General features: G+C 65.2%; 22 protein-coding genes. 13 read left to right on the top strand and 9 right to left on the bottom strand.

The genetic code is table 11. The features are described from left to right. Positions 1–9 precede the first annotated feature (9 nt). The 13 genes from DN387_RS06190 (at position 10) to DN387_RS06250 (ending at position 13,702) form a co-directional block, all read left to right on the top strand. On the top strand, positions 10–732 hold the full coding sequence (locus DN387_RS06190) for a MotA/TolQ/ExbB proton channel family protein (RefSeq protein ID WP_043859905.1): 723 nt from the start codon (positions 10–12) through the stop codon (positions 730–732). 1 nt (position 733) lies between these two features. Further along, the gene (locus DN387_RS06195; protein ID WP_043859906.1) at positions 734–1,135 is read left to right on the top strand and encodes a biopolymer transporter ExbD; all 402 of its coding nucleotides are present in this window, start codon (positions 734–736) and stop codon (positions 1,133–1,135) included. A 226-nt stretch (positions 1,136–1,361) separates the two neighbouring features. After that, positions 1,362–1,943 (top strand): alpha/beta hydrolase, encoded by a 582-nt coding sequence (locus tag DN387_RS06200; RefSeq protein ID WP_043859907.1) that lies wholly within the window; start codon positions 1,362–1,364, stop codon positions 1,941–1,943. Between the two features lie 66 nt (positions 1,944–2,009). Continuing rightward, on the top strand, positions 2,010–2,951 hold the full coding sequence (locus DN387_RS06205; RefSeq protein WP_043859908.1) for a sigma 54-interacting transcriptional regulator: 942 nt from the start codon (positions 2,010–2,012) through the stop codon (positions 2,949–2,951). Positions 2,952–3,114: 163 nt separating this feature from the next. Further along, on the top strand, positions 3,115–3,753 hold the full coding sequence (locus DN387_RS06210; protein WP_054915895.1) for a hypothetical protein: 639 nt from the start codon (positions 3,115–3,117) through the stop codon (positions 3,751–3,753). Between the two features lie 211 nt (positions 3,754–3,964). Beyond that, entirely contained in the window at positions 3,965–4,750 is a 786-nt protein-coding gene (locus tag DN387_RS06215; protein ID WP_043859910.1) for a MetQ/NlpA family ABC transporter substrate-binding protein, read from the top strand. A gap of 450 nt (positions 4,751–5,200) precedes the next feature. After that, entirely contained in the window at positions 5,201–5,866 is a 666-nt protein-coding gene (locus tag DN387_RS06220) for an amino acid ABC transporter permease (protein ID WP_054915896.1), read from the top strand. Further along, the gene (locus tag DN387_RS06225) at positions 5,847–6,506 is read left to right on the top strand and encodes an amino acid ABC transporter permease (RefSeq protein WP_043859912.1); all 660 of its coding nucleotides are present in this window, start codon (positions 5,847–5,849) and stop codon (positions 6,504–6,506) included. The genes DN387_RS06220 and DN387_RS06225 overlap by 20 nt, the downstream gene beginning before the upstream one ends. After that, positions 6,503–7,276 carry an amino acid ABC transporter ATP-binding protein gene (locus DN387_RS06230; RefSeq protein ID WP_043859913.1) on the top strand — a complete coding sequence of 258 codons (774 nt, stop codon included), beginning with the start codon at positions 6,503–6,505 and terminating at the stop codon, positions 7,274–7,276. Before DN387_RS06225 ends, DN387_RS06230 begins: the two co-directional genes overlap by 4 nt. Continuing rightward, positions 7,273–8,151, top strand: coding sequence for a transporter substrate-binding domain-containing protein (locus tag DN387_RS06235; protein WP_054915897.1), 879 nt, complete (start codon positions 7,273–7,275; stop codon positions 8,149–8,151). Before DN387_RS06230 ends, DN387_RS06235 begins: the two co-directional genes overlap by 4 nt. Positions 8,152–8,505: 354 nt before the next feature. After that, on the top strand, positions 8,506–9,594 hold the full coding sequence (locus tag DN387_RS06240) for an efflux RND transporter periplasmic adaptor subunit (protein ID WP_043861586.1): 1,089 nt from the start codon (positions 8,506–8,508) through the stop codon (positions 9,592–9,594). Continuing rightward, entirely contained in the window at positions 9,591–10,658 is a 1,068-nt protein-coding gene (locus DN387_RS06245; protein ID WP_054915898.1) for an efflux RND transporter periplasmic adaptor subunit, read from the top strand. Before DN387_RS06240 ends, DN387_RS06245 begins: the two co-directional genes overlap by 4 nt. Continuing rightward, positions 10,655–13,702: an efflux RND transporter permease subunit gene (locus DN387_RS06250; protein ID WP_043861588.1), complete on the top strand. Its 3,048-nt coding sequence runs from the start codon at positions 10,655–10,657 to the stop codon at positions 13,700–13,702. The genes DN387_RS06245 and DN387_RS06250 overlap by 4 nt, the downstream gene beginning before the upstream one ends. A gap of 85 nt (positions 13,703–13,787) precedes the next feature. Here DN387_RS06250 and DN387_RS06255 read toward each other — a convergent pair whose 3' ends face one another. The 9 genes from DN387_RS06255 to tcyN form a co-directional block, all read right to left on the bottom strand. After that, positions 13,788–14,243 carry a transposase gene (locus tag DN387_RS06255; protein WP_054915899.1) on the bottom strand — a complete coding sequence of 152 codons (456 nt, stop codon included), beginning with the start codon at positions 14,241–14,243 and terminating at the stop codon, positions 13,788–13,790. A 170-nt stretch (positions 14,244–14,413) separates the two neighbouring features. After that, positions 14,414–15,058, bottom strand: a complete 645-nt coding sequence (locus DN387_RS06260) for a methionine ABC transporter permease (protein ID WP_054915900.1) — start codon at positions 15,056–15,058, stop codon at positions 14,414–14,416. Beyond that, the gene (locus tag DN387_RS06265; protein ID WP_043861591.1) at positions 15,048–16,169 is read right to left on the bottom strand and encodes a methionine ABC transporter ATP-binding protein; all 1,122 of its coding nucleotides are present in this window, start codon (positions 16,167–16,169) and stop codon (positions 15,048–15,050) included. The genes DN387_RS06260 and DN387_RS06265 overlap by 11 nt, the downstream gene beginning before the upstream one ends. Before the next feature lies 1 nt (position 16,170). Beyond that, a complete protein-coding gene (locus DN387_RS06270) occupies positions 16,171–16,977 on the bottom strand; it encodes a MetQ/NlpA family ABC transporter substrate-binding protein (RefSeq protein WP_054915901.1) in 807 nt (268 codons plus the stop codon). Then, a complete protein-coding gene (locus DN387_RS06275) occupies positions 16,970–18,352 on the bottom strand; it encodes an LLM class flavin-dependent oxidoreductase (protein WP_054915902.1) in 1,383 nt (460 codons plus the stop codon). The genes DN387_RS06270 and DN387_RS06275 overlap by 8 nt, the downstream gene beginning before the upstream one ends. Then, positions 18,352–19,557 (bottom strand): SfnB family sulfur acquisition oxidoreductase, encoded by a 1,206-nt coding sequence (locus DN387_RS06280; protein ID WP_054915903.1) that lies wholly within the window; start codon positions 19,555–19,557, stop codon positions 18,352–18,354. Before DN387_RS06280 ends, DN387_RS06275 begins: the two co-directional genes overlap by 1 nt. Before the next feature lie 21 nt (positions 19,558–19,578). Further along, a complete protein-coding gene (locus tag DN387_RS06285) occupies positions 19,579–20,820 on the bottom strand; it encodes an SfnB family sulfur acquisition oxidoreductase (protein ID WP_054915904.1) in 1,242 nt (413 codons plus the stop codon). A 183-nt stretch (positions 20,821–21,003) separates the two neighbouring features. Continuing rightward, entirely contained in the window at positions 21,004–21,729 is a 726-nt protein-coding gene (locus tag DN387_RS06290) for a hypothetical protein (protein ID WP_054915905.1), read from the bottom strand. Positions 21,730–21,911: 182 nt separating this feature from the next. Beyond that, positions 21,912–22,673: an L-cystine ABC transporter ATP-binding protein TcyN gene (gene tcyN, locus DN387_RS06295; RefSeq protein ID WP_054915906.1), complete on the bottom strand. Its 762-nt coding sequence runs from the start codon at positions 22,671–22,673 to the stop codon at positions 21,912–21,914.

Consider the following 22,673-nt stretch of genomic DNA (forward strand, 5'->3'; position numbering starts at 1 on the left):
GAAACCATCATGAGTGTATTGGCATCCCCCCTTGAATCCATCGAAAGCGCGGTGATCTGGCTGCTGGTGGTGTTTTCCGTCGCGACCTGGGGCCTGGCCCTGGTCAAGGGCTTGCAGTTCGCCCGCCTTAAGAACCAGGACAAGCGCTTCCACAAGCAGTTCTGGGCAGCCTCAAGCCTTGATTCGGCCGCCGAACTCACCCAGACCCAGCCCGGCGCCGCCGCCCGCGTGGCCCAGGCCGGCTACGCCGCCATCGCGGTGGGCGAGCCCGGCCAGGCCAATGACCTGAGCCAGGCGATCAATCACCAGGACCGCCTCGAACGTGCCCTGCGCCAGCAGATCGTGCGTGAGCGCCGCTCGCTGGAAACCGGCCTGGCGGTGGTGGCCAGTATCGGCAGCACGTCGCCGTTCATCGGCCTGTTCGGTACCGTGTGGGGCATCATGGAAGCGCTCAAGGGCATCAGTGCGGCGGGCTCGGCGAGCCTGGAAACCGTGGCCGGGCCGATTGGTGCGGCGCTGGTGGCCACGGGTGTGGGGATCGCGGTCGCGGTGCCGGCGGTGCTGGTTTACAACTACTTCCTGCGTCGCCTGAAACTCACGGCGGCCGACCTCGACGACTTTGCCCACGACTTCTACAGCCTGGCGCAGAAGAGTGCCTTCCGCGTGCTGGTGCACCCTGCGCTTCACAAAGCTGCAACAGTGAGCGGCCAACCTGTGAAAGAGGCGTCCTGACATGGCCTTTTCTACCCAGGACAGTGACGAGGTACTCAGCGAGATCAACGTGACGCCGCTGGTGGACGTGATGCTGGTGCTGCTGGTGGTGTTCATCGTGACCGCGCCGTTGTTGACCAACGCGATCCCGATCAGCCTGCCCAAGACCGAGGCCGTGGCCCCGGTGGAGCAGAAGGACCCGCTGGTGGTGAGCATCGATGGGGGCGGCAAGTTGTTCATCAACAAGGACGAGATCCAGCCGGACTTGCTGGAGACCAGCTTGCAGGCGGCCAAGGCCAAGGACCCGGAGGTACGCGTGCAACTGCAGGCGGACGACGGTGTGAATTATGGGGAAGTGGCGCGCGCCATGGCCTCGATCGAGCGGGCGGGTATCACCAAGCTTTCGGTGATCACCGCGCGTTGAACACGATGCAACGGTAAGGGCAACGCATTCGGGGGCCGTATCCTGGCAGGGGACGGCCCCTTTTTTTATGCCCGTTCCGAGGGCGCCGATACCAGCGCCCACAGGGTTGCACACAGCATTCGGAAAGCAGTTTTGGTTATTAATAAATAGCTTCTTATTCCTTTACGAATATAACCCCCGCCCTATACTTGCCCTCATGCAATGCAAACCCAGCAGGAGGCATCTCATGCGCAATGAGTCGATTCGTTACCTGATTGTGCCGGGCTGGCAAGGATCGCCAGACGATCACTGGCAAACCCACTGGCAGAACAGCCTGCCCAACAGTGCCCGCGTCGAACAGGCCGACTGGATCACCCCGCGTCGTGAAGACTGGGTTGCCGCGCTCGAACATGCCATCGCCGCCGACACCTCGCCGGTGATCCTGATCGCCCACAGCCTGGGCTGCATCACCGTCGCGCATTGGGCCGCCCACGCCAGCGAAACCCTGCTGCAGCAGGTACGTGGCGCACTGCTGGTGGCCCCGGCCGACGTCGAACGCCCGGCCTGTGCACCGGCCCTGCGCAACTTCGCGCCGATTCCGCAGAACCTGCTGCCGTTTCCCAGCCAGGTGGTCACCTCCGACAACGATCCGGCGGTCAGCGCGCCACGGGCGATGCAACTGGCTCGCGCCTGGGGCGCAGAAGCCGGTGTGCTCGGCGGCGCCGGGCATATCAACGTCAAGTCTGGACACCGGCGCTGGGAGCAGGGCTTTGCCTACCTCTATCGCCTGCAGAGCCGCCTGGAACAGCACGCACTGCGTCGCGCCTGACCCCGGGCGCTACCCTCTTTTTCATCAAGACGTCCGCGCCGTGAGTCGCTCGGGCGGGAGTTTGCCATGAGCCTTCACGACACCTACGGCCAGCCACTGCTGACCTTCCCCGAGAGCGACAAGAGCCCGTTGAGCATCCGCGCCAAGGCGCTGGTGTTCGTCGACCCGCGCTCGCGCCAGCTGCGCGAAGAGCTGGAGCTGCTGGCGCCGCTGGCCTTGCCCGTGCTGATCCGCGGCGAAAGCGGCACCGGCAAGGAGCTGCTGGCCCGGCAGATCCACCGCGCCAGCGACCGCGGCGGGCTGTTCGTCTCGGTCAACTGCGGCGCCATCAGCCCCACCTACGCCGACGCCGAACTGTTCGGCTACAGCGCCGGCGCCCACAGTGGTACCGCCAGCAGCCGCGCCGGCTGGTTCGGCTCGGCCAACGGCGGCACGCTGTACCTGGATGAAATCGCCGACCTGCCGCTGCCGATCCAGGTCAAGCTGCTGGCTGCCCTGGAAAACCGCGAAGTCACCCGCGTTGGCGCCCAGCAACCCAACCCGGTGGACGTGCGCCTGGTGGCCGCCTCCAGCATCGACCTGGCCCAGGCGGTGGCCGCCGGCAAGTTCCACGACCGTCTCTACCACTACCTGCACGAAGGCCGCCTCGAGCTGCCCGCGTTGCGCGAGCGGGTGGGCGATATCCTGCCGCTGGCCGAGTACTTCGTGGGCATCTACAGCCCGCGCCTGAACCTGGCCGTGCCGCCGCTGCTCAGCGAGGCCGCGCAGCGGGTGCTGGAACTGCACAGCTGGCCGGGCAACACCCGCGAACTGGAAAACGTCATTCACTTCGCCCTGCTGGTCAGCAGCGGGGAGGAAATACTGCCCGAGCATCTGAACCTGCCGGAAACCTTGACGCCGCTGGCCGCATTGGAGCGGCAGATCGAGGTGTTGCTGCGCGCAGGTGCAAGTGAGCGCAGTGGCCTGAAGGCCTTGCTGGAGAAGGTGGCGCTGCGGTTGGGTGTGTAGGCGTAACGCACAGGCGGTTGTCTGCGGAGCAACCGTTGCAGATGCGAATGAGGTGGATTACCTTCTTGCTTCGCAAGCCTTGGATCGCTTGAAGCATTGAAAGGATATTCATGAAAAACCTACCTTGCGCGGTACGTGTCTTCCTTGCCCAGGCCAGCCGCTGATGCGCCTGTCGATGCTGTGCATGAGCACGCTGCTCGCTTCCTTTTCGGCAAGCGCCGAGCTGGAGATTCTACCGCTCAGTGGCAATACCCATATCCAGAAGGTCATTGAGAAAAGGGCGGTCTCGCCCACGGCCGAGCCAGAGAAGAACTCGACCTTTCCTGGTTTCGAGCAATTCAGTTCGATGATCACACTCGCCCAGGCGAGCGACAGAAGGCTGGCTCAAGCCGTCCGATTCAAATCGCAATCCCGAGCAGCGATCGAGAAGTTGCAATGTCGGCTGTCCAAAGAACTCCCCTCCGGGGTCGAGATGAAGGAGGGCGGCTTGAACGGCGTCATGTCGCTTTATTCGTGCGGCGATGATTATGTGGTGACCTACGAGACCCACTATGAGCGCGAGCTGACACAGCGCGTGGTGGTTTACGACGATGATTACGCCAAGCCTCAGGACCCCGGCAAGCCCCTGGTGAAAACGTCGGAAAAAGTAATGGGTGGGGTCAGGAGGACAGGATTGCGCTGGATGAATTCCACGCATGAGATCAGGTATGACATCTACGCCAATGTGCAGGGTGATGGTGCACTCGAGAAGGAACTGGCCACTGTCATCACCGAGGTTGCCATCGAGACCGCTAACCGATAGACCGCGAGCATTGTCTGTTGCGGCGCCGGATGCACCTGGCAGGACAGCCGGTGCTCTCTTCTTTATCAGTCAAAAAGATATAAGCGTCTGCATAAAAGATATTGTTAAGGAATAAAAAATCTCGGTATTGTCGCCTCCACGCCAGCTAGCACAATACTGGCACCCTCTCTTCCGCCGTCGACGATGGCTGTGATTCGAATAAGGACTGCGCATGAAAAAGGCTTTGTTGTTGACTGCATTGGCAGCCGCTCTGTCGGTTGCAGGCTTCGCCCACGCCGGCCAGAAGCTGGTGGTTGCCGCCACCCCGGTGCCCCACGCCGAGATCCTCGAGCTGATCAAGCCAACCCTGGCCAAGGAAGGCGTGGACCTGGAAATCAAGGTGTTCACCGACTACGTGCAGCCCAACGTGCAGGTCGATCAGAAGCGTCTGGACGCCAACTACTTCCAGACCCTGCCCTACCTCAAGAGCTTCAACGAAGGTAAAGGCACCCACCTGGAAACCGTGATCGGCGTACACGTCGAACCGTTCGGTGGCTACTCGAAGAAGGTCAAGAGCCTGGCCGAGCTCAAGGACGGCGCCACCATCGCCATCCCCAACGAAGGCTCCAACAGTGGCCGTGCGCTGATCCTGCTGCAGAAGGCCGGGCTGATCGAACTCAAAGATCCGAAAAACGCCCTGGCCACGCCCAAGGACATCGCCAAGAACCCGCACAACTTCAAGTTCAAGGAGCTTGAGTCGGCCCTGCTGCCACGCGTGCTGGACCAGGTCGACCTGGACATGATCAACACCAACTATGCGCTGGAAGCCGGCCTGAACCCGGCCAAGGATGCCCTGGTGATCGAGGGTTCCGACTCGCCTTACGTGAACTTCCTGGTGGCGCGCCCCGACAACAAGGACAGCGACGCCATCCAGAAGCTGGCCAAGGCCCTGACCAGCCCTGAAGTGAAAGCCTTCATCGAGCAGAAATACAAAGGCGCGGTACTGCCGGCGTTCTGATTCGCCCGCTGTAGACCGCACGATGCAAAACGCCGACTCCGGTTACCGGGTCGGCGTTTTTTTTGAATGGGGTTTCAGCGTGGTGTGTTGACCGCGCGGCGCAGGGCCGTCAGCCATTTGATCAGTTCGCTGGGGTCGAGGGTCGGCTGGTCGCTGTTCATGGTGTTGTTTTCCTTGTGGGTTGAACGGCCCACGGGGCCGCGCACGACAGCTGTTTGATGGCGCGCGCGCGGGAAAGATCCCGCCTGCCACGAGGAAATTTGCGGTTAGTTTTTTGCGTGATATCAATATGCAATAACGATATTTAAATAAATATTTTTATAGCTTTAGAGTATTACCAAAGTGCTTACCGGCACGCCCAACCCTAGCCGCCACCGCCCGTCTACCCTCGGGCCGGTTCGAGACCACCCCCATGCAGCGCACCCTGTTTCGGGCGCCGAGGCCACGCCGATGAGCTTCGACGTCGCATTCATCCTCAGCACATTTCCCGCGTTTCTCAAGGCCGTCGGGGTCACCCTGCAGGTCGGCCTGATCGCCATCGCCACCTCGCTGGTGGTGGCCGTGATCAACACCGCGATCCTGGTCTACCGCACGCCCTACCTGCAGCGCGCCGTGGGCCTGTACGTGGAGCTGGCACGCAACACGCCGCTGCTGATCCAGCTGTTTTTCGTGTACTTCGCGCTGCCCAGCCTGGGCCTGAAGATTTCCGGCTTCGCCGCCGCGATCATCACCATGACGTTTCTCGGCGGGGCCTACCTGACCGAGGTGCTGCGCGCCGGTGTCGAGGCGGTGCCCGCCGCACAGCTGGAGTCCGGGCGCTCCATCGGGTTGTCCGAAGGCCAGCTGCTGCGCCACGTGATCCTGCCCCAGGCCGGCATCCTCAGCCTGCCGGCGCTGTTCGCCAACTTCATCTTCCTGCTCAAGGAAACCACCGTGGTGTCGGCGGTGGCGGTGCCCGAGATTCTCTACACCACCAAGAGCTACATCGCCCTGTACTACAAGACCTACGAAATGCTCGCGGTGCTGACGCTGATCTGCGTGCTGCTGTTCTTGCCGTTGTCGCTGCTGCTGAGCCGTCTGGAAAGGAGGTTGCAACATGGCCAGTTCGGGTCTTGAACTGCTGCTGGTGTCGCTGCCGCAACTGGCCCAGGGCGCCGCGCAAACCCTGTCGATCTCGGCCCTGGGCATCGCCTTCAGCACCCTGGGCGGGGTGCTCTACGGCGTGCTCGCCACCCTCGGCAAGCGCAGCGTGAACCTGGTGCTGCGGGTGTACCTGGAGCTGTTTCGGGCGATACCGGTACTGGTGTGGCTGTACCTGCTGTTCTTCGGCCTGCCGATCTTCTTTGCCGTGAGCATTCCCAGCTTCTGGTGCGCGGTGCTGGTGTTGTCGCTGTGGGGTGCCAGCGAGGTGGGCGAGGTGGTGCGCGGTGCACTGCATTCGCTGCCGCGCGGGCAACGCGAGGCGGGGCTTTCGATCGGCCTGGATGGCTGGCAGCTGTATGGCTACGTGCTGCTGCCCCAGGCACTCAAGCGCATGACCCCGCCGACCATCAACATCTACACACGCATCATCAAGACCAGTTCGCTGGCAGTGCTGATCGGCGTGGTGGACGTGATCAAGGTGGGCCAGCAGATCATCGAGCGCACCTATGAGTCGGTGCTGATCTACGGCGCGCTGTTCCTGTTCTTCTTTTTCATCTGCTACCCGCTGTCGGCCGCCTCGCGGGCGCTGGAGCGGCGCTGGACACACGCATGAGCGCATTGATCGAGTTCAAGGGTTTCAACAAGTTCTTCGGTGAGCACCAGGTGCTCAAGGGCATCGACCTGCAGGTGCGCAGCGGCGAAGTGGTGGTGATCCTGGGCCCCAGCGGCTGCGGCAAGAGCACCCTGCTGCGCTGCCTCAATGGCCTGGAAGTGGCCCACGGCGGCAGCCTGACACTGGCCGGTAAAGAGCTGCTGAGCAAGGCCACCGACTGGCGCCAGGTGCGCCAGCAGGTGGGCATGGTGTTCCAGAGCTACCACCTGTTCGGCCACATGAGCGTGATGGAAAACCTGCTGCTCGGGCCGCTCAAGGTGCAGAAGCGCGAACGCCTCGAGGCCCAGGCCCAGGCCGAAGCACTGCTGGCGCGGGTGGGCCTGCTGGATAAGCGCGACGCCTATCCGCGCCAGCTTTCCGGTGGCCAGCAACAGCGTATCGCCATTGTGCGTTCGCTGTGCATGAACCCGCAGGTGATGCTGTTCGACGAGGTGACCGCCGCCCTCGACCCGGAGATGGTCAAGGAAGTGCTGCAGGTGATCCAGGGCCTGGCCCGCGACGGCATGACCCTGTTGATCGTGACCCATGAAATGGCCTTCGCTCGCGCGGTGGCCGACCGCATCGTGTTCATGGAGGCCGGCAGGATCCTTGAACAGAGCCCCCCCGAGAGCTTCTTTACGAACCCGCAGACCGCACGCGCGCAGCAGTTCCTGGAGAAATTCTCCTTTGTCGAAAGCCTGCCCAAGACACCACACAAGGAACTGTCATGAAGACTGCCCACGCTTCAAAACTGCTGCTGTCGCTGTTCACCCTGGCCGTACTGGCCGGTTGCAACAAATCCGAAGCGCCGAGCAAGCCTGCCGCCAATGCCGCAGCGCCGGCCACCAGCTACCTGGAAACCATCAAGGCCCGCGACAAACTGATCGTCGGCGTGTTCACCGACAAGCCGCCATTCGGCTATGTGGATGAAAGCGGGCGCTATGTGGGTTTTGACACCGACATCGGTCGCGAGCTGGCCAAGTCGCTGCTGGGCGACGAGAACAAGGTCGAGTTCGTGGCCGTGGAGCCGGCCAGCCGCATTCCCTTCCTGCAGAGCGACAAGGTCGACCTGATTCTGGCCAACATGACCGTGACCCCGGAGCGCAAGGAAGCGGTGGAGTTCACCAACCCCAACCTGCGCGTGGCGGTACAGGCGCTGGTGCCCGAGGGCAGCGAGGTGAAGAAGCTCGACGACCTGGCGGCCAAGACCACCATCGTCACCACCGGCACCACGGCGGACATCTGGCTGACCAAGAACCACCCGGACTGGAAACTGCTCAAGTTCGAGAAGAACTCCGAGTCGTTGCAGGCGTTGGCCAATGGCCGTGGCGATGCGTATGCGCAGGACAACCTGATCCTGTTCAGCTGGTCCAAGCAGAACCCGGGCTACCGTGTGCTGGACGAGAAGCTGGGCGAGGAAGCGCCGATTGCGCCGGCGGTGAAGAAGGGCAACATCGAGCTGCGTGACTGGGTCAACAGCGAGCTGGCGCGCCTGGGCGAGCAGAAGTACCTGCTCAAGCTGTATGACCAGTACGTGCGCAAGGAGCTTAGCGACGACACCAAGCCGGAGAGCGTGATCGTCGAGGGCGGCAAATGGCAGGGCTGAGGCCCTGACACCGCGTCGCTCTTATCGCGGGTCAAGCCCGCTCCCACACAGACAGCGACGGTCCTTGTGGGAGCGGGCTTGACCCGCGATGGGCCGCCCCGCGGCCCCGCCTTCTCTCCGGCCACCGCCCTTGCCCCACCCCCCGCGTCTACCCCAACGCCTTCTCCAGCACGATGCAGTTGCTCTGCGCATCCTGCTCCAGCGCCGCGATCAAACGCGATGCAGGCGACAGCCCCCACCCCTCGCAACGTCGCCGCTGTGCTCAATTGCCCCCAGGACAAGCGGCACGCGGAACCCTGATCTACGCTAACAGTCGCATCTAGCAACTGCCCAGAACCCACGCAAGGAGCCCGCATGACGGTGTCGCCCCCCAACCTGATCGTCTGCCTGGGGCTTGCGCTGCTGCTTGGCTGCGGCGAGAAGAAAGCCGCCGCACCCGACCTGCCCAGGGTGGCGGTGCAACAGGTCAAGGCCGGCGACTTTGCAGCCTCCGTGACCCTCACCGGCGATGTCCAGGCACGGGTGCAGGCCGACCTGTCGTTTCGCGTGGGCGGCAAGATCATCGAGCGCAACGTCGACGTGGGCGATCACGTCAGCGCCAATCAGGTGCTGGCGCGCCTGGACCCCAAGGACCTGCAAACCAATGTCGACTCGGCCAAGGCCGAGGTCTTCGCCGAACAGGCTCGCGTGACCCAGACTTCCGCCGCCTTCGTGCGCCAGCAGAAGCTGCTGCCCAAGGGCTACACCAGCCAGAGCGAGTACGACGCGGCCCAGGCCGCCCTACGCAGCAGCCAGAGCGCGCTCAAGGCCGCCCAGGCGCAACTGGCCAACGCCCGCGAACAACTGAGCTACACCGCGCTGATCGCCGAGGCGCCCGGGGTGATCACCGCGCGCCAGGCCGAGGTGGGGCAGGTGGTGCAGGCCACCGTGCCGATCTTCACCCTGGCCCGCGACGGCGAGCGCGACGCGGTGTTCAACGTCTACGAATCGCTGCTGATGGCGCCACCCACCCAGCAGGCGATCATCGTCAGCCTGCTCGACGACCCCAAGGTGCAAGCCAAGGGGCACGTGCGCGAAATCACCCCGACGGTCTCGGCGCAAAGCGGCACGGTGCAGGTCAAGGTCGGCCTGAGCGAGGTGCCGCCGGCCATGCAGCTGGGCTCGGTGGTGAGCGCCACCGCCAGGGCCGAGGGCACCCCGAGCATCGAGCTGCCGTGGTCGGCGCTGACCAAGGATGTGCATGACCCGGCGGTGTGGCTGGTGGGCCAGGACAACAAGGTCAACCTGCGCAAGGTCAAGGTGCTGCGCTACCTCACCGGCAAGGTGGTGGTGGGCGACGGCCTCAAGGGCGGCGAAACCGTGGTGATCGCGGGTGGGCAGCTGCTGCACCCGGACATGCAGGTGGAAGTGGCAGACCCAGCCGATATCGGGGTGACGCAATGAGAACCCTGTGGCTGATGTTCGGTTGTGTGTTGCTGGCCGCCTGCGCCGATGACGAGCCGCCGCCCGAGCCGGTGCGCCCGGTGCTGTCCCAGGTGGTGCAGGCGCAGGACCAGGCGCGCCTGGGGCGCTTTGCCGGCTCCATCCAGGCGCGCTACGAAAGCACCCTGGGCTTTCGCGTGGGCGGGCGCATCGCCCGGCGCTGGGTGGATGTGGGCGCCACGGTGAAGGCCGGCGACACCCTGGCCACCCTCGACCCCACCGACCAGCAGAACCAGTTGCGTGCCGCCGAAGGCGACCTGGCCAAGGTGCAGGCGCAGTGGATCAACGCCCAGGCCAACGCCCGTCGTCAGCAGCAGCTGTTCGACCGGGGCGTGGGGGCCCAGGCCCAGCTGGACATCGCCCAGACCGACCTGAAGACTACCGGCGCCTCGCTCGAACAGGCCAAGGCGGCGGTCAACCAGGCCCGCGACCAGCTGGGCTACAGCACCTTGCAGGCCGACCACCCCGCCGTGGTCACTGCCTGGCAGGCCGAGGCCGGGCAGGTGGTCACCGCCGGCCAGGGCGTGGTCACGCTGGCGCGCCCGGACGTCAAGGAGGCGGTGATCGACCTGCCCGCAGGCCTGGCCGACGAACTGTCGGGCGAGGTGAAGTTCCTGGTGGCCGCGCAGCTCGACCCCAGCGTGAACACCAGTGCCGTGCTGCGCGAGATCGAGCCCCAGGCCGACGCGGCCACGCGTACCCGGCGCGCGCGCCTGACCCTGGCCGACACCCCCGAGGCCTTTCGCCTGGGCACGGCCATCAGCGTCACCCTGAGCTCGGCGATCCAACCGCGTAGCGAGCTGCCGTTGAGCGCCCTGCAGGAGGTCGACGGGCACACCCGGGTATGGGTCGTCGACCCGCAGGAGCATACGGTTTCATTGCGTGACGTGAAGGTCAGCGAGCGGCTGGACAACAGCGTGGTGCTCAGTGCCGGCCTGCAGCCGGGCGAGCGTGTGGTCACGGCGGGGGTCAACAGCCTCAAGCCTGGCCAGAAGGTAAAAATCGATGAGGAAGGCCCGCGATGAAAGGAAGCTTCAACCTGTCGGAATGGGCACTCAAGCACCAATCCTTCGTCTGGTACCTGATGTTCGTCGCGTTGCTGATGGGGGTGTTTTCCTATTTCAACCTGGGCCGTGAAGAGGACCCCTCGTTCACCATCAAGACCATGGTCATCCAGACCCGCTGGCCCGGCGCCACCCAGGACGAGACCCTGCTGCAGGTCACCGACCGCATCGAGAAGAAACTCGAGGAACTGGACTCGCTCGACTACGTGAAAAGCTACACCCGGCCCGGCGAGTCGACGGTGTTCGTCAACCTGCTCGATACCACCAAGGCTGGCGACATCCCGCAGATCTGGTACCAGGTGCGCAAGAAGATCCAGGACATCCGCGGCGAGTTCCCCCAGGGCATCCAGGGCCCCGGCTTCAACGACGAGTTCGGCGATGTGTTCGGCTCGGTGTATGCGTTCACCGCCGACGGCATCTCGATGCGCCAGCTGCGCGATTACGTCGAGCAGGTACGTGCAGAAATCCGCGAGGTGCCGGGGCTGGGCAAGGTCGAGATGATCGGCCAGCAGGACGAGGTGCTGTACCTGAACTTCTCCACCCGCAAGCTGGCGGCCCTGGGCATCGACCAGCGTCAGGTGGTGCAGGCGTTGCAGGCGCAGAACGCGGTGACCCCGGCCGGGGTGATGGAGGCCGGCCCCGAGCGCATCTCGGTGCGCACCACTGGCCAGTTCGCCTCGGAGAAAGACCTGGAGCAGGTCAACCTGCGCCTGGACGACCGCTTCTATCGCCTGGCCGATATCGCCGAGATCAGCCGCGGCTACGCCGACCCGCCCACGCCGATGTTCCGCTACGACGGCAAGCCTGCCATCGGCCTGGCCATCGGCATGAAGAAGGGCGGCAACATCCAGGCCTTCGGCAAGCAGCTGCACGAGCGCATGGAGGCCGCCACCGCCGACCTGCCGGTGGGCGTGGGCGTGCACACCGTGTCGGACCAGGCGGTGGTGGTCGAGGAGGCCGTGGGCGGCTTTACCAGTGCGCTGTTCGAGGCGGTGGTGATCGTGCTGGTGGTCAGTTTCATCAGCCTCGGGGTGCGTGCCGGGCTGGTGGTGGCCTGCTCGATCCCGCTGGTGCTGGCCATGGTGTTCGTGTTCATGGAGTACAGCGGCATCACCATGCAGCGGATCTCCCTCGGCGCGCTGATCATCGCGCTGGGCCTGCTGGTGGATGATGCGATGATCACCGTAGAGGTGATGGTCACGCGGCTGGAGAAGGGCGAGAGCAAGGAGCAGGCGGCCACGTTCGCCTACACCTCCACTGCGTTCCCGATGCTCACCGGCACCCTGGTGACGGTGGCGGGTTTCGTGCCCATCGGCCTGAACGCCAGCTCCGCGGGCGAGTACACCTTCACCCTGTTTGCGGTGATCGCCGTGGCGCTGCTGGTGTCGTGGGTGGTGGCGGTGCTGTTCGCGCCGGTGCTGGGGGTGCACCTGCTCAGCGCCAAGGTCAAGGCCCACGACGCCGAGCCCGGGCGTATCGGTCGCGGTTTCAACCATGGCCTGCTGTGGTGCATGCGCCACCGCTGGATCACCATCATCGGCACCGTGGTGCTGTTCGCCCTGGCGGTGTTCAGCATGCGCTTCGTGCAGAACCAGTTCTTCCCGTCCTCGGACCGTCCGGAGATCCTGGTGGACCTCAACCTGCCGCAGAACGCCTCCATCGACGAGACGCGCAAGGCGGTGGACAAGCTGGAGGCGACCCTCAAGGACGACCCGGACATCGTGCGCTGGAGTACCTACATCGGTCAGGGCGCGATCCGTTTCTACCTGCCGCTGGACCAGCAGCTGGAGAACCCGTACTACGCCCAGCTGGTGATCGTGAGCAAGGGCCTGGAGTCGCGCGAGGCGCTGACGGCGCGTCTGAAGGAGCGCCTGCGCAAGGACTTCGTCGGCATCGGCAGCTACGTGCAATCGCTGGAGATGGGCCCGCCGGTGGGGCGGCCGATCCAGTACCGGGTCAGCGGCAAGGACATCGACCAGGTGCGCAAGCATGCGATCGAACTGGCGGCGCTGCTCGATGGCAACTCCCATGTGGGCGAGATCATTTACGACTGGAACGAGCCGGGCAAGGTGCTGCGCATCGACATTGCCCAGGACAAGGCGCGCCAGCTTGGGCTGTCGTCCGAGGACGTGGCCAACCTGATGAACGGCATCGTCAGCGGCTCGCCGGTGACCCAGGTGAACGATGACATCTACCTGATCGACGTGATCGGGCGCGCGGTGGACAGCGAGCGTGACTCGCCGCAGACCCTGCAGAACCTGCAGATCGTCACGCCCAGCGGCACCTCGATTCCGTTGTTGGCGTTTGCCACGGTGCGCTACGAGCTGGAGCAGCCGCTGGTGTGGCGGCGTGACCGCAAGCCGACCATCACGGTCAAGGCGGCGGTGCGTGACGAGATCCAGCCGACCGACCTGGTGGCGCAGCTCAAGCCGCAGATCGACGAGTTTGCGCGTAAGTTGCCGGCCGGTTATCAGGTGGCGACGGGGGGCACGGTGGAGGAGAGCGGCAAGGCCCAGGGGCCGATTGCCAAGGTGGTGCCGTTGATGCTGTTTCTGATGGCGACGTTCCTGATGATTCAGCTGCACAGTGTGCAGAAGCTGTTCCTGGTGGCGAGCGTGGCGCCGCTGGGCTTGATTGGCGTGGTGCTGGCGCTGATCCCCACGGGTACGCCGATGGGGTTCGTGGCGATATTGGGCATTCTGGCGCTGGCGGGGATCATCATCCGCAACTCGGTGATCCTGGTGACGCAGATCGATGCGTACGAGGCTGATGGGTATGCGCCGTGGGATGCGGTGGTGGAGGCCACGGACCATCGTCGCCGGCCGATTCTGCTGACGGCGGCGGCGGCGAGCCTGGGCATGATTCCGATTGCGCGGGAAGTGTTCTGGGGGCCGATGGCCTACGCGATGATTGGCGGCATCATTGTCGCCACGTTGCTGACCTTGCTGTTTTTGCCGGCGCTGTATGTGGCCTGGTACAAGATCAAGGAGCCGCAGCGCGAGTAATGGCCATCGCGGGTCGAGCCCGCTCCTACAGGTCCGGTGTTGTCTCTGTGGGAGCGGGCTCGCCCCGCGATGGCCGTTACCGGTTCTAGAGCCATACGGCGTCCCAATGCGGATAGTCGCCGAGCCGCTTTACCAGCCCCGCCCGCAAAGGATTGGCAACGATGTAGCGGGCGACTGCGCGCGCATCGTCTTCCCGTCTTAACGCACGATCATGAAACCCGGGCTGCCAGATGCGCCCCTGATGCCTGCAAGCCTTGAGTACGGCACAACCCGTGCGCGACTTGAAACGTCGCATGAGTGTCGCCAGGGTCAGGTTCTGCAACTCGATCAACCAGTGAACGTGGTCAGGCATGACGACCCAGGCCAGCGAGTGTGCACTGCCTTCTCGCTGCGCCTGCATGAACTGGGCTACCACCAGGCGCGCGATGTGGAAGTCCCGAAGAAGAGGTTTGCGGTGTTCGATGATGCTGGTAAGCAGGTAAAGCCGGCCAGGTTCCGAGAAACGGCCGCGGCGCAGGAAACGAGAGCTTGGACAGTCCATGTCGATCTCCTTGAGGTTGAAATCTCAAGGTAGTCAGGTGTGCACCTGCATGAAGGGTGTCATTGACTCCGGATGTGTCCGGGCTGGCCAATCGCGGGTCAAGCCCGCTCCCACAAGGACTTCAGCGGACCTGTGGGAGCGGGCTTGACCCGCGATACGGACGCTGCGGTCTATCTTTTGTTCAACCCCCGCGCCAACCGGTCCCCGCCCAGCTGGATCAACGCCACCAGCACTACCAGCATCACGATCACCGTCAGCATGATCTGGCTGTCGAAGCGCTGGTACCCGTACCGGTACGCGATGTCCCCCAACCCTCCGGCACCAATCGCACCGGCCATCGCCGACGAATTGATCATGGTCACCAGGGTGATGGTGAAGCCGCCCACGATCCCCGGCAGCGCCTCGGGCAACAGCACATGCCAGACGATGTGCCAGCGCCGGCACCCCATCGCCTGCGCCGCCTCGATCAGCCCGTGATCCACCTCGCGCAGGCTCACCTCGGCAATGCGCGCAAAAAACGGTGTGGCCGCAATCGTAAGCGGCACCACCGCCGCCCACACGCCATACGTGGTGCCCACGATCAGCCGAGTGAACGGGATCAACGCCACCATCAGGATCAGAAACGGTATCGAGCGGAACAGGTTGACGAACGCCCCCAGCACGCGGTTCACCAGCGGCGCCTCGTAGATGCCGCCCTTGCCGCTGGTCACCAGGATCACCGCCAGCGGAATGCCCGCCAGCAACGCGATCAGCGACGACACGCCCACCATCAGCAAGGTGTCGAGTACCCCCTGCAACAAACGATCAAACCACATAGCCCAGCACCTCCACCTGCGCCGCCCACTGGCGCGCCCGTTCGATCACCTGCGCATGCCCGTGCGCCGAGTTGGCCACCGACACCACCAACTGCCCCAGCGCACGTTCCTGGATTGGTTCGATACCGCCCTGCAGCAGGCTCACCTGGCCGCCCAGCAACGCGAACAGCGTCGACAGTTCCGGTGCCTCGCGGTCGCGCCCGCTGACGCGCAGGCGCAGTACCAGCGCGGCCTGCGCATTCGGCGCCTCGGGCAGCAGGCGGGCCTGCAGGTGCTGCGGCAAGGCTGGCTGCAGCGGGGCCAGCAAGGTCTTGCTGACCGCGTGCTGCGGGTCGCCGAACACCTGCCACACCGCCCCCTGCTCGACGATGCGCCCGCGCTCGAGCACCACCACGCGATGGCAGATATCGCGGATCACCGCCATCTCGTGGGTAATCAGGATGATGGTCAGGCCCAGACGCTGGTTGATGTCGCGCAGCAGCGCCAGAATCGAGCCGGTGGTCTCCGGGTCCAGCGCCGAAGTGGCCTCGTCGCACAGCAGTATCTGCGGGTCGTGCACCAGCGCGCGGGCAATCCCCACGCGCTGCTTCTGCCCGCCCGACAACTGCGCCGGGTACACCCCGTGCTTGTCCTGCAGGCCCACCAGCTCCAGCAGTTCGGCCACCTTGCGCTGGCGCTGGGCCTTGGGCACGCCGGCCACCTTCAGCGGCAGTTCGACGTTCTGCCACACGGTCTTGGCCGACATCAGGTTGAAGTGCTGGAAGATCATGCCGATACGTCGGCGCAACGCCACCAGGTGGTCCTCGTTATGCTCGCCGATGTCGACCTGGTCGATCAGCACCCGGCCGCTGCTGGGTTGCTCCAGGCGGTTGAGGGTGCGGATCAGCGACGATTTGCCGGCGCCGCTGCGGCCGATGATGCCGAAGATCTCGCCGCGCTGGATGTTCAGGTCGATGTCCGCCAGCGCCGCCGTGGCCTGCCCGGGGTAGGTCTTGTTGACGCCGATCAGGCGCACTTGCGCGCTGCTCAACTCAGGGTGCAGCGCGTGCCGTGGCGCGGGCTGCGCAGGTGGGCTGGGGTGCGCCGTCTGGCGGGCGGTGGCAGCACTCATCTCAGCTCTCCCAGCCCGGCTGGTAGAGCTTGCCGTAGGCTTTGTCGAGGGCTGCGCGCACCACCGGCGAGTGCTGGTAGATATCCACGAACCTGGCCAGGCGCGGGTCGTCCTTGCTCTGCGGGCGGATCACGAACTGGATCACGTATTCCTTGTGCTCCACGCCGTCGAACATCAGTGCCGAACCTGCATCGAAGGTGTTGGCCAGGCGGATGTAGTGCGGGTAGCCCTGCACCAGGTCGGCGTCGTCATAGGCACGTACCAGTTGCACGGCCTCGACCTGCAGGATTCTGAGCTTTTTCGGGTTGGCGACGATGTCGTCCTCGGTGGCCTTGTAGCCCACCCCCGGCTTGAGCGTGATCAGGCCGGCCTTGGCCAGCAGTTGCAGGCCGCGTCCGCCGTTGATCGGGTCGTTGGCGATGGCGGCGGTGGCGCCCTGGGGCAGCTCGTCGAAGCTTTTGTACTTTTTCGAGTACAGCCCGACATTGTTGATGATGCCCGGTGCATACGGCACCAGCGTCGAGCCCGCCGCGGCGTTGGCGTTTTCCAGGAACGGGATGTGCTGGAAGTAGTTCACGTCGAGGTCGCCGGCGGCGAGGCTGACGTTGGGCGCGATCCAGTCGCTGAACTCCACCAGTTCCACCTTGAGGCCCTGCTTCTTGGCCTCGTCCACGGCCGCTTCCAGGGCCGGGGCGAAGGCTGCGGTGGTGCCGACCTTGAGCGGTGCATCGTTGGCATGGGCGCCACCGATCAGGCCGAGGGCCAGGGCCAGGGCCGCGACAGGGCGGGCCAGAAATGTCTTAAGCATGCGGTTGCGCTCCAGTCGGGTTGAGGGTGCGATAGCCCGCGCCGGTGTGGTCGGCGGGCAGGTGCGGGCCGGCGGCGAAGAGTTTTTCGCGCAGGCTGCCGTCGGTGTAGGCGGTCTTGTACGAACCGCGACGTTGCAGCTCGGGGATCACCAGGTCGATGAAGTCCTCATAGCTTTCCGGGGTGACGGTGCGGGCCAGGTTGAAGCCGTCCAGGCCGGTCTCCTCGATCCAGCGCTCCAGTTCGTCGGCAACCTGGGTCGGCGAGCCGACTAGGGTGATGTAGCGCCCGCCCAGGGCGTGCTGGTCGAGCAGCTTGCGCCGGGTCCAGTCGTTGTTCTGCAGGTGCTTGGTGGCGGACTGGATGGCGTTGCTCTTGACGTACTGGATCGGCTCGTCCAGGTCGTATTCGGCAAAGTCGATGCCGGTGGAGCTGGCAAAGTGCGCCACGCCGGCCTCGGGGCTGGCATGGCGCAGGTACTCGGCGTGCTTGGCGCGGGCCTGCTCCTCGGTGCGGGCCACGATCACGGTGAGGCCCATGAACACCTTCACCGCGTCGCCATCACGCCCGGCCGCCGTGGCCGCGGCGCGCACCTTGTCGACCTGGGCGCGGGTCGCGGCCTTGTTCTGGCCACTGATGAACACGCATTCGGCATGCTGCCCGGCAAACGCCAGGCCACGCTCGGAGGCGCCGGCCTGGAACAGCACCGGGGTGCGCTGTGGCGACGGTTCGCACAGGTGATAACCCTCCACCCGGTAGAATTCGCCGTGGTGCTGCACCTTGTGCACCTTGGCCGGGTCGGCGTACACGCGCTGTTCGCGGTCGTTGCGCACGGCGTCGTTTTCCCAGCTGCCTTCGAGCAGCTTGTACAGCACCTGCAGGTACTCGTCGGCCTGGTCGTAGCGCCGGTCATGCTCGGGCTGCGCGTCCAGGCCCATGGCCTTGGCCGCGCTGTCGAGGTAGCCGGTGACGATGTTCCAGCCCACCCGACCATTGCTCAGGTGGTCGAGGGTCGAGAGCCTGCGGGCGAACAGGTACGGCGGCTCGTAGGTGAGGTTGGCGGTGAGGCCGAAACCCAGGTGGCGGGTGACCGCGGCCATCGCCGACACCAGCAGCAGCGGGTCGTTGACCGGCAGCTGGATGGACTCCTTGAGTGGCACATCGACCGACTGCTGGTACACGTCGTACACCCCGACGATGTCGGCGATGAACAGCCCGTCGAACAGCCCGCGCTCGAGCAACCGCGCCAGGTCGGTCCAGTACTCGAGGGTCTTGTACCGGGTCGAGGTGTCGCGCGGGTGCGTCCACAGGCCGTGGTTGATATGCCCCACGCAGTTCATGTTGAACGCGTTGAGCAGGATCTTCTTTTTCGCCATCAGATAGTGCCCCGCAACGGTGGGTTTTCATCGTTGAGGTAGAAGTTGCCGATGGCGTGGTACTTCCAGCGCACCGGGTCGTGCAGGGTGTGCACGCGGGCGTTGCGCCAGTGGCGGTCCAGGCCGTGTTCGGCCAGGGTGGCCTGGCTGCCGGCCAGTTCGAACAGCGTGCTGCCGGCGGCCAGGGAGATCTCGGTACTGATGGCGCGCGCCTCGGCCACGGCGATGGAGGCCGCCGCGACGGTGTCGGCATTGGTCTCGGCCTGGGCTCGGTCGAGGTATTCGCCGGCGCGTTCGAGCAAGGCTTCGGTGGCATGCAGGCGGATCGCCAGGTGACCGAAGGACTTGAGCGTCAACGGGTCGTCGACTGCCTTGTCGATACCCGAGTCGATCCATGGCCGGGTGCGCGTGCGCACAAAATGCAGGGCATCTTCATAGGCGGCGCGGGCGATGCCGGTGTCGATGGCGGCGTGCAGAATCTGCGCCAGCGGGCCGACCGGGGTCGGGCGCTCGAAGGCGCTCTGGAACGGCACCACATCGTCGGCTTCGACACGCACGTTGTCGAACACCACCGAGCCACTGCCGGTGGTGCGCTGGCCGAAGCCGCTCCAGTCGTCGATCACGTCGAGCCCGGCGCTGTCGGCGGGCACGAAGGCCAGCTGTTGCACGCCCTGTTCGTCGATCACCGAGGTGGGGATGCGCTGCGCGTACAGCGCGCCAGTGGCGTAGAACTTGCGGCCGTTGATGCGGTAGCCGTCACCGTCACGGGTGAGGGCGGTGGTGCGGTCGTGGGCGGTCTTGGTGCCCAGTTCGGCCAGGGCGTTGCCGAAGCGCCTGCCGGCCAGCACCTCGGCGTAAAGGCGCGCCTGTTGCGGCGGGCTGCCGTTCACGCGCAGCACTTCAAGGGCGTAGAAATGGTTCTGCGGGATCTGCCCCAGCGAGGCGTCGGCCTGGGCGATACGGGCGATGACCTTGGCCAGGGTGACGTTGGACACGCCCGCGCCACCGAAGGCTTTCGGCACGCTGATGCCCCACAGGCCCGAGCGCGAGAACAGCGCCAGTTCCGGGTGCGGCAGGCGGCGTTCGCGGTCGCGCTCGATGCTGTCGCGGCGCAGTTGTTCGGCAATCTGTTCGGCAGTTTCCAACGCCTGGGCATCAGAAGAGATGACCGCCACAAGATCGTGCGGTTGCGGCAATAGGCTCATGAGAGGGCTCCAGTGGTCTGGTCAGATCCAGGAATGCCGGGCAGGCAGGGTCGCGTTGAGGTGGTAGGCGCCCACGGCGTGGTACTTCCAGCGCACCGGGTCGTGAAGGGTGTGCACGCGGGCGTTGCGCCAGTGCCGGTCGAGGTTGAACTCGGCCAGGGTGGCGCGGCTGCCCGACAGCTCGAACAGCTTCTCGCTGGCCTGCAGGGCAATCTCGGTGGTCAGCACCTTGGCTTCGGCCACGGCAATCGAGGCACGTGCGGCAGCGGCGGCATCGATGGGCGCGGCGTTGACCTCGTCGAGCACGCGCGCGGCGCGGCCGAGCAGCGCCTGGGCGGCATGCAGTTCGAGGGTCAGGCGGCCGATGTCGGCAATCACATAGGGGTCGTCACTGGCGCGATCGACCTTGGCGTCGACCCACGGCCGCGCGCGTTCGCGCACGAAGCTGATCGCATCGGCCACTGCGGCCTCGGCGATGCCGGCGTCGATGGCGGCCTGCACCAGCTGCGAGGCGGCGCCCTGGATGTTGGGGCTGTCGGCCTGGCGCCAGTTGTCGAGCACCAGCTCCGCGTCCACCGGCACCTCGTTGAGCAGCACCGTGCCGCTGGCGGTGGTGCGCTGACCGAAGCCGGACCAGTCGTCGACGATACGCAGGCCCGGGCTGCCACGGCGCACGAAGGCCATGACCTGGCGCCCGTCGTCGTTCAGCGCCTTGACTGCCACCCAGTGGGCGAACAGCGCGCCGGTGGAATAGAACTTCTGCCCGGTGAGCAGAAAGTGATCGCCCTGGCGCACGGCGCGGGCCTTGAGTTCGAGGGTGTTCTTGCTGCCGCGCTCGGGGCCGGCATTGCCGATGCGCCAGCCGTCGAGCACCGACTTGAACAGCAGGTGCTTCTGGCGTTCGTTGCCGGTGTTCTTGACCTGCTGGAGGATGCCGAACTGGTTCTGCGGGATCTGCCCCAGGGCCGGGTCGGCCGCACTGATGATGCGGAACACCTCGGCGATGGTGGCGAAGGAAACGTCCGGCCCGCCGTGCTCGCGCGGGATGCTGATGCTGCCCAGGCCGCTGCGGGTGAACTGCTCGATCTCGGCCCACGGCAGCTTGCGCTGCTGGTCGCGGCGGGCGGCCTGCAGGCGCGCGGCGGCGGCCAGTTCATGGGCGGCCTCCAGGGCCTCTGCGTCATTGCGCAGGACCTTGGCCGGCAGCAGTAATGGGGCGTTGTCCAGATCGCTGTGGACTGCGTCGTGTACCAAGCTGGACATCAGTACCGCTCCTTGGCTGCACTCAATGCCCTGGCGTTGCGCACTGGGGTGATTGTGTTCCTGACCATACCTACCTCACGTATTGGAAACGTCGCCGTGATCGATATGGGCGACAGAAATGCGCTGGTCCGGTGGTCCGGTCTATATACCCTAAGCGTGTATAAAAATTAAATAAACTAACCTTTAGGAATATGCATAGAAGTGCCTCCGCGGCCCTTGGCCGAACACCCGCAGGCGCACGGCCGGGGCCCACTGCGAGCAGTTGCCGACCTTGTCCAGAATGCAGTAGCTGGCGTCCAGGTGCTCGTCGTTGCCGGCTTCCAGCAGCACTTGGGGCGGGATCAGGCCCTGTATCGGGCCGCCGATACCGTCGCCGGGCAGTGGCGCCAGGTCGATGCGCAGGTCGGCCCAGCGCAGGGTGATCGCATCGCCTTCGGCCATGTGCCGGTACGGCGCGATGTTGAACGGTACACCCTGCCCGCAGTGGCTCAGATCCAGCCCTTGGCGCAGCAGCCGGCCAGGCAGGCGCAAGGGCGTCAGGTGCGGGTTCTCCGGGGTGGTCACGTAGCCGCCGGGGCAGTTCAGCTTGACCGCTACCTGCAATGGCGCGGAGCGACGCGGGTGCTGGCCGGGCTGGAGCAGGCGGTAGTGCAGGGTGTTGAGCCCCGGGTAGAGCATCTGCCTGGGCACGGCGAGGGCTATCGAGGTGCCGGGCTCGCCGGCGCGCAGTAGATGCGCGGCCACGTAGCGGTTGCCCCAGAACAGTTCCAGCAGGTCGCCGGCCTGCAGGGTCGGTGCGGTCTGGATGCTGGCTTGCAGGTGGCTGGCGGTGTGCACGCCAATGCCATGGGGCGCGATATGGAGCAGGGCGGGGGGCGGCAGTTCAGATCCTTTGGCTGCGCGGTGCATGGTCCGTTTCCTTGTGCGGGTGGTGGCACGAGGCTTTGGTTATTGGCTGGATCGGCAGGTGAGTCAAGGTGCCCGATGGCCGTGACCGGGCAGTCGGCAGCGCTTCAGAGCGGTCCTACCCGAAGCGGCATGGGGGCTGTGGATAAACTCGGATTTGTCTGTGCTCGGGCGGTGCATCCGGGTCAGTGGGCGTGGCCCTGCGCGCCGAGAAACTTGCCCAGAAACTGGCGTGTGCGTTCTTCCTTCGGCGCGGCGAACAGGGCCTTGGCCTCGCCCTCTTCGACGATCACGCCCTTGTCGAAAAAGATCACCCGGTTGGCCACGTCGCGGGCGAAGTTCATTTCGTGGGTGACGATGATCATGGTGCGGTTTTCCTGGGCCAGGCCGCGAATGGTCGCCAGCACCTCGCCCACCAGCTCGGGGTCCAGCGCCGAGGTGGGTTCGTCGAACAGGATCACCTGCGGCTCCATGGCCAATGCCCTGGCAATGGCCACGCGCTGTTGCTGGCCACCGGACAGGCGCCGCGGGTAGGCATCCTCCTTGCCCGCCAGGCCGACCTTGGCCAGCAGCGCACGGCCCAGGGCCAGGGCCTTTTCGCGGGGGGCCTTCTTGACCACCAGCGGCCCCTCGATGACGTTCTCCAGGGCGGTGCGGTGCGGGAACAGGTTGAAGTTCTGGAACACGAAACCGACCTGCTGGCGCAAGTGGCGAATCAACGTGGCCTGCTTGGCCAGCGGGCGGTCGCCGTCGATCTCGATGTCGGCCACACGAATGCGTCCGCTGCTGGGGGTCTCCAGCAGGTTCAGGCAGCGCAGGAAGGTGGTCTTGCCCGAGCCGCTGGGGCCGATGATGGCGATCACTTCACCGGCCTCGACCTTCAGGCTGATGTCGTCGAGCACGGTCAGGCCGTTGAACTGCTTGCTCAGGCGGGTGACTTCGATCAT

It is taken from the genome of Pseudomonas sp. FBF18, from assembly GCF_024261405.1.
In the GTDB taxonomy this organism is placed as follows: domain Bacteria; phylum Pseudomonadota; class Gammaproteobacteria; order Pseudomonadales; family Pseudomonadaceae; genus Aquipseudomonas; species Aquipseudomonas palmensis.

Excerpts from the sequence above, each read along its gene's own strand:
- DN387_RS06240 (WP_043861586.1), top strand. The coding sequence starts at position 8,506 with ATGACGGTGTCGCCCCCCAACCTGATCGTCTGCCTGGGGCTTGCGCTG.
- DN387_RS06220 (WP_054915896.1), top strand. The coding sequence starts at position 5,201 with ATGAGCTTCGACGTCGCATTCATCCTCAGCACATTTCCCGCGTTTCTC.
- DN387_RS06205 (WP_043859908.1), top strand. The coding sequence starts at position 2,010 with ATGAGCCTTCACGACACCTACGGCCAGCCACTGCTGACCTTCCCCGAG.
- DN387_RS06250 (WP_043861588.1), top strand. The coding sequence starts at position 10,655 with ATGAAAGGAAGCTTCAACCTGTCGGAATGGGCACTCAAGCACCAATCC.
- DN387_RS06210 (WP_054915895.1), top strand. The coding sequence starts at position 3,115 with ATGCGCCTGTCGATGCTGTGCATGAGCACGCTGCTCGCTTCCTTTTCG.
- DN387_RS06270 (WP_054915901.1), bottom strand. The coding sequence starts at position 16,977 with ATGCTTAAGACATTTCTGGCCCGCCCTGTCGCGGCCCTGGCCCTGGCC.
- tcyN (WP_054915906.1), bottom strand. The coding sequence starts at position 22,673 with ATGATCGAAGTCACCCGCCTGAGCAAGCAGTTCAACGGCCTGACCGTG.
- DN387_RS06260 (WP_054915900.1), bottom strand. The coding sequence starts at position 15,058 with ATGTGGTTTGATCGTTTGTTGCAGGGGGTACTCGACACCTTGCTGATG.
- DN387_RS06245 (WP_054915898.1), top strand. The coding sequence starts at position 9,591 with ATGAGAACCCTGTGGCTGATGTTCGGTTGTGTGTTGCTGGCCGCCTGC.
- DN387_RS06265 (WP_043861591.1), bottom strand. The coding sequence starts at position 16,169 with ATGAGTGCTGCCACCGCCCGCCAGACGGCGCACCCCAGCCCACCTGCG.
- DN387_RS06280 (WP_054915903.1), bottom strand. The coding sequence starts at position 19,557 with ATGAGCCTATTGCCGCAACCGCACGATCTTGTGGCGGTCATCTCTTCT.
- DN387_RS06235 (WP_054915897.1), top strand. The coding sequence starts at position 7,273 with ATGAAGACTGCCCACGCTTCAAAACTGCTGCTGTCGCTGTTCACCCTG.
- DN387_RS06275 (WP_054915902.1), bottom strand. The coding sequence starts at position 18,352 with ATGGCGAAAAAGAAGATCCTGCTCAACGCGTTCAACATGAACTGCGTG.
- DN387_RS06215 (WP_043859910.1), top strand. The coding sequence starts at position 3,965 with ATGAAAAAGGCTTTGTTGTTGACTGCATTGGCAGCCGCTCTGTCGGTT.
- DN387_RS06195 (WP_043859906.1), top strand. The coding sequence starts at position 734 with ATGGCCTTTTCTACCCAGGACAGTGACGAGGTACTCAGCGAGATCAAC.
- DN387_RS06200 (WP_043859907.1), top strand. The coding sequence starts at position 1,362 with ATGCGCAATGAGTCGATTCGTTACCTGATTGTGCCGGGCTGGCAAGGA.
- DN387_RS06190 (WP_043859905.1), top strand. The coding sequence starts at position 10 with ATGAGTGTATTGGCATCCCCCCTTGAATCCATCGAAAGCGCGGTGATC.
- DN387_RS06255 (WP_054915899.1), bottom strand. The coding sequence starts at position 14,243 with ATGGACTGTCCAAGCTCTCGTTTCCTGCGCCGCGGCCGTTTCTCGGAA.
- DN387_RS06230 (WP_043859913.1), top strand. The coding sequence starts at position 6,503 with ATGAGCGCATTGATCGAGTTCAAGGGTTTCAACAAGTTCTTCGGTGAG.
- DN387_RS06225 (WP_043859912.1), top strand. The coding sequence starts at position 5,847 with ATGGCCAGTTCGGGTCTTGAACTGCTGCTGGTGTCGCTGCCGCAACTG.
- DN387_RS06290 (WP_054915905.1), bottom strand. The coding sequence starts at position 21,729 with ATGCACCGCGCAGCCAAAGGATCTGAACTGCCGCCCCCCGCCCTGCTC.
- DN387_RS06285 (WP_054915904.1), bottom strand. The coding sequence starts at position 20,820 with ATGTCCAGCTTGGTACACGACGCAGTCCACAGCGATCTGGACAACGCC.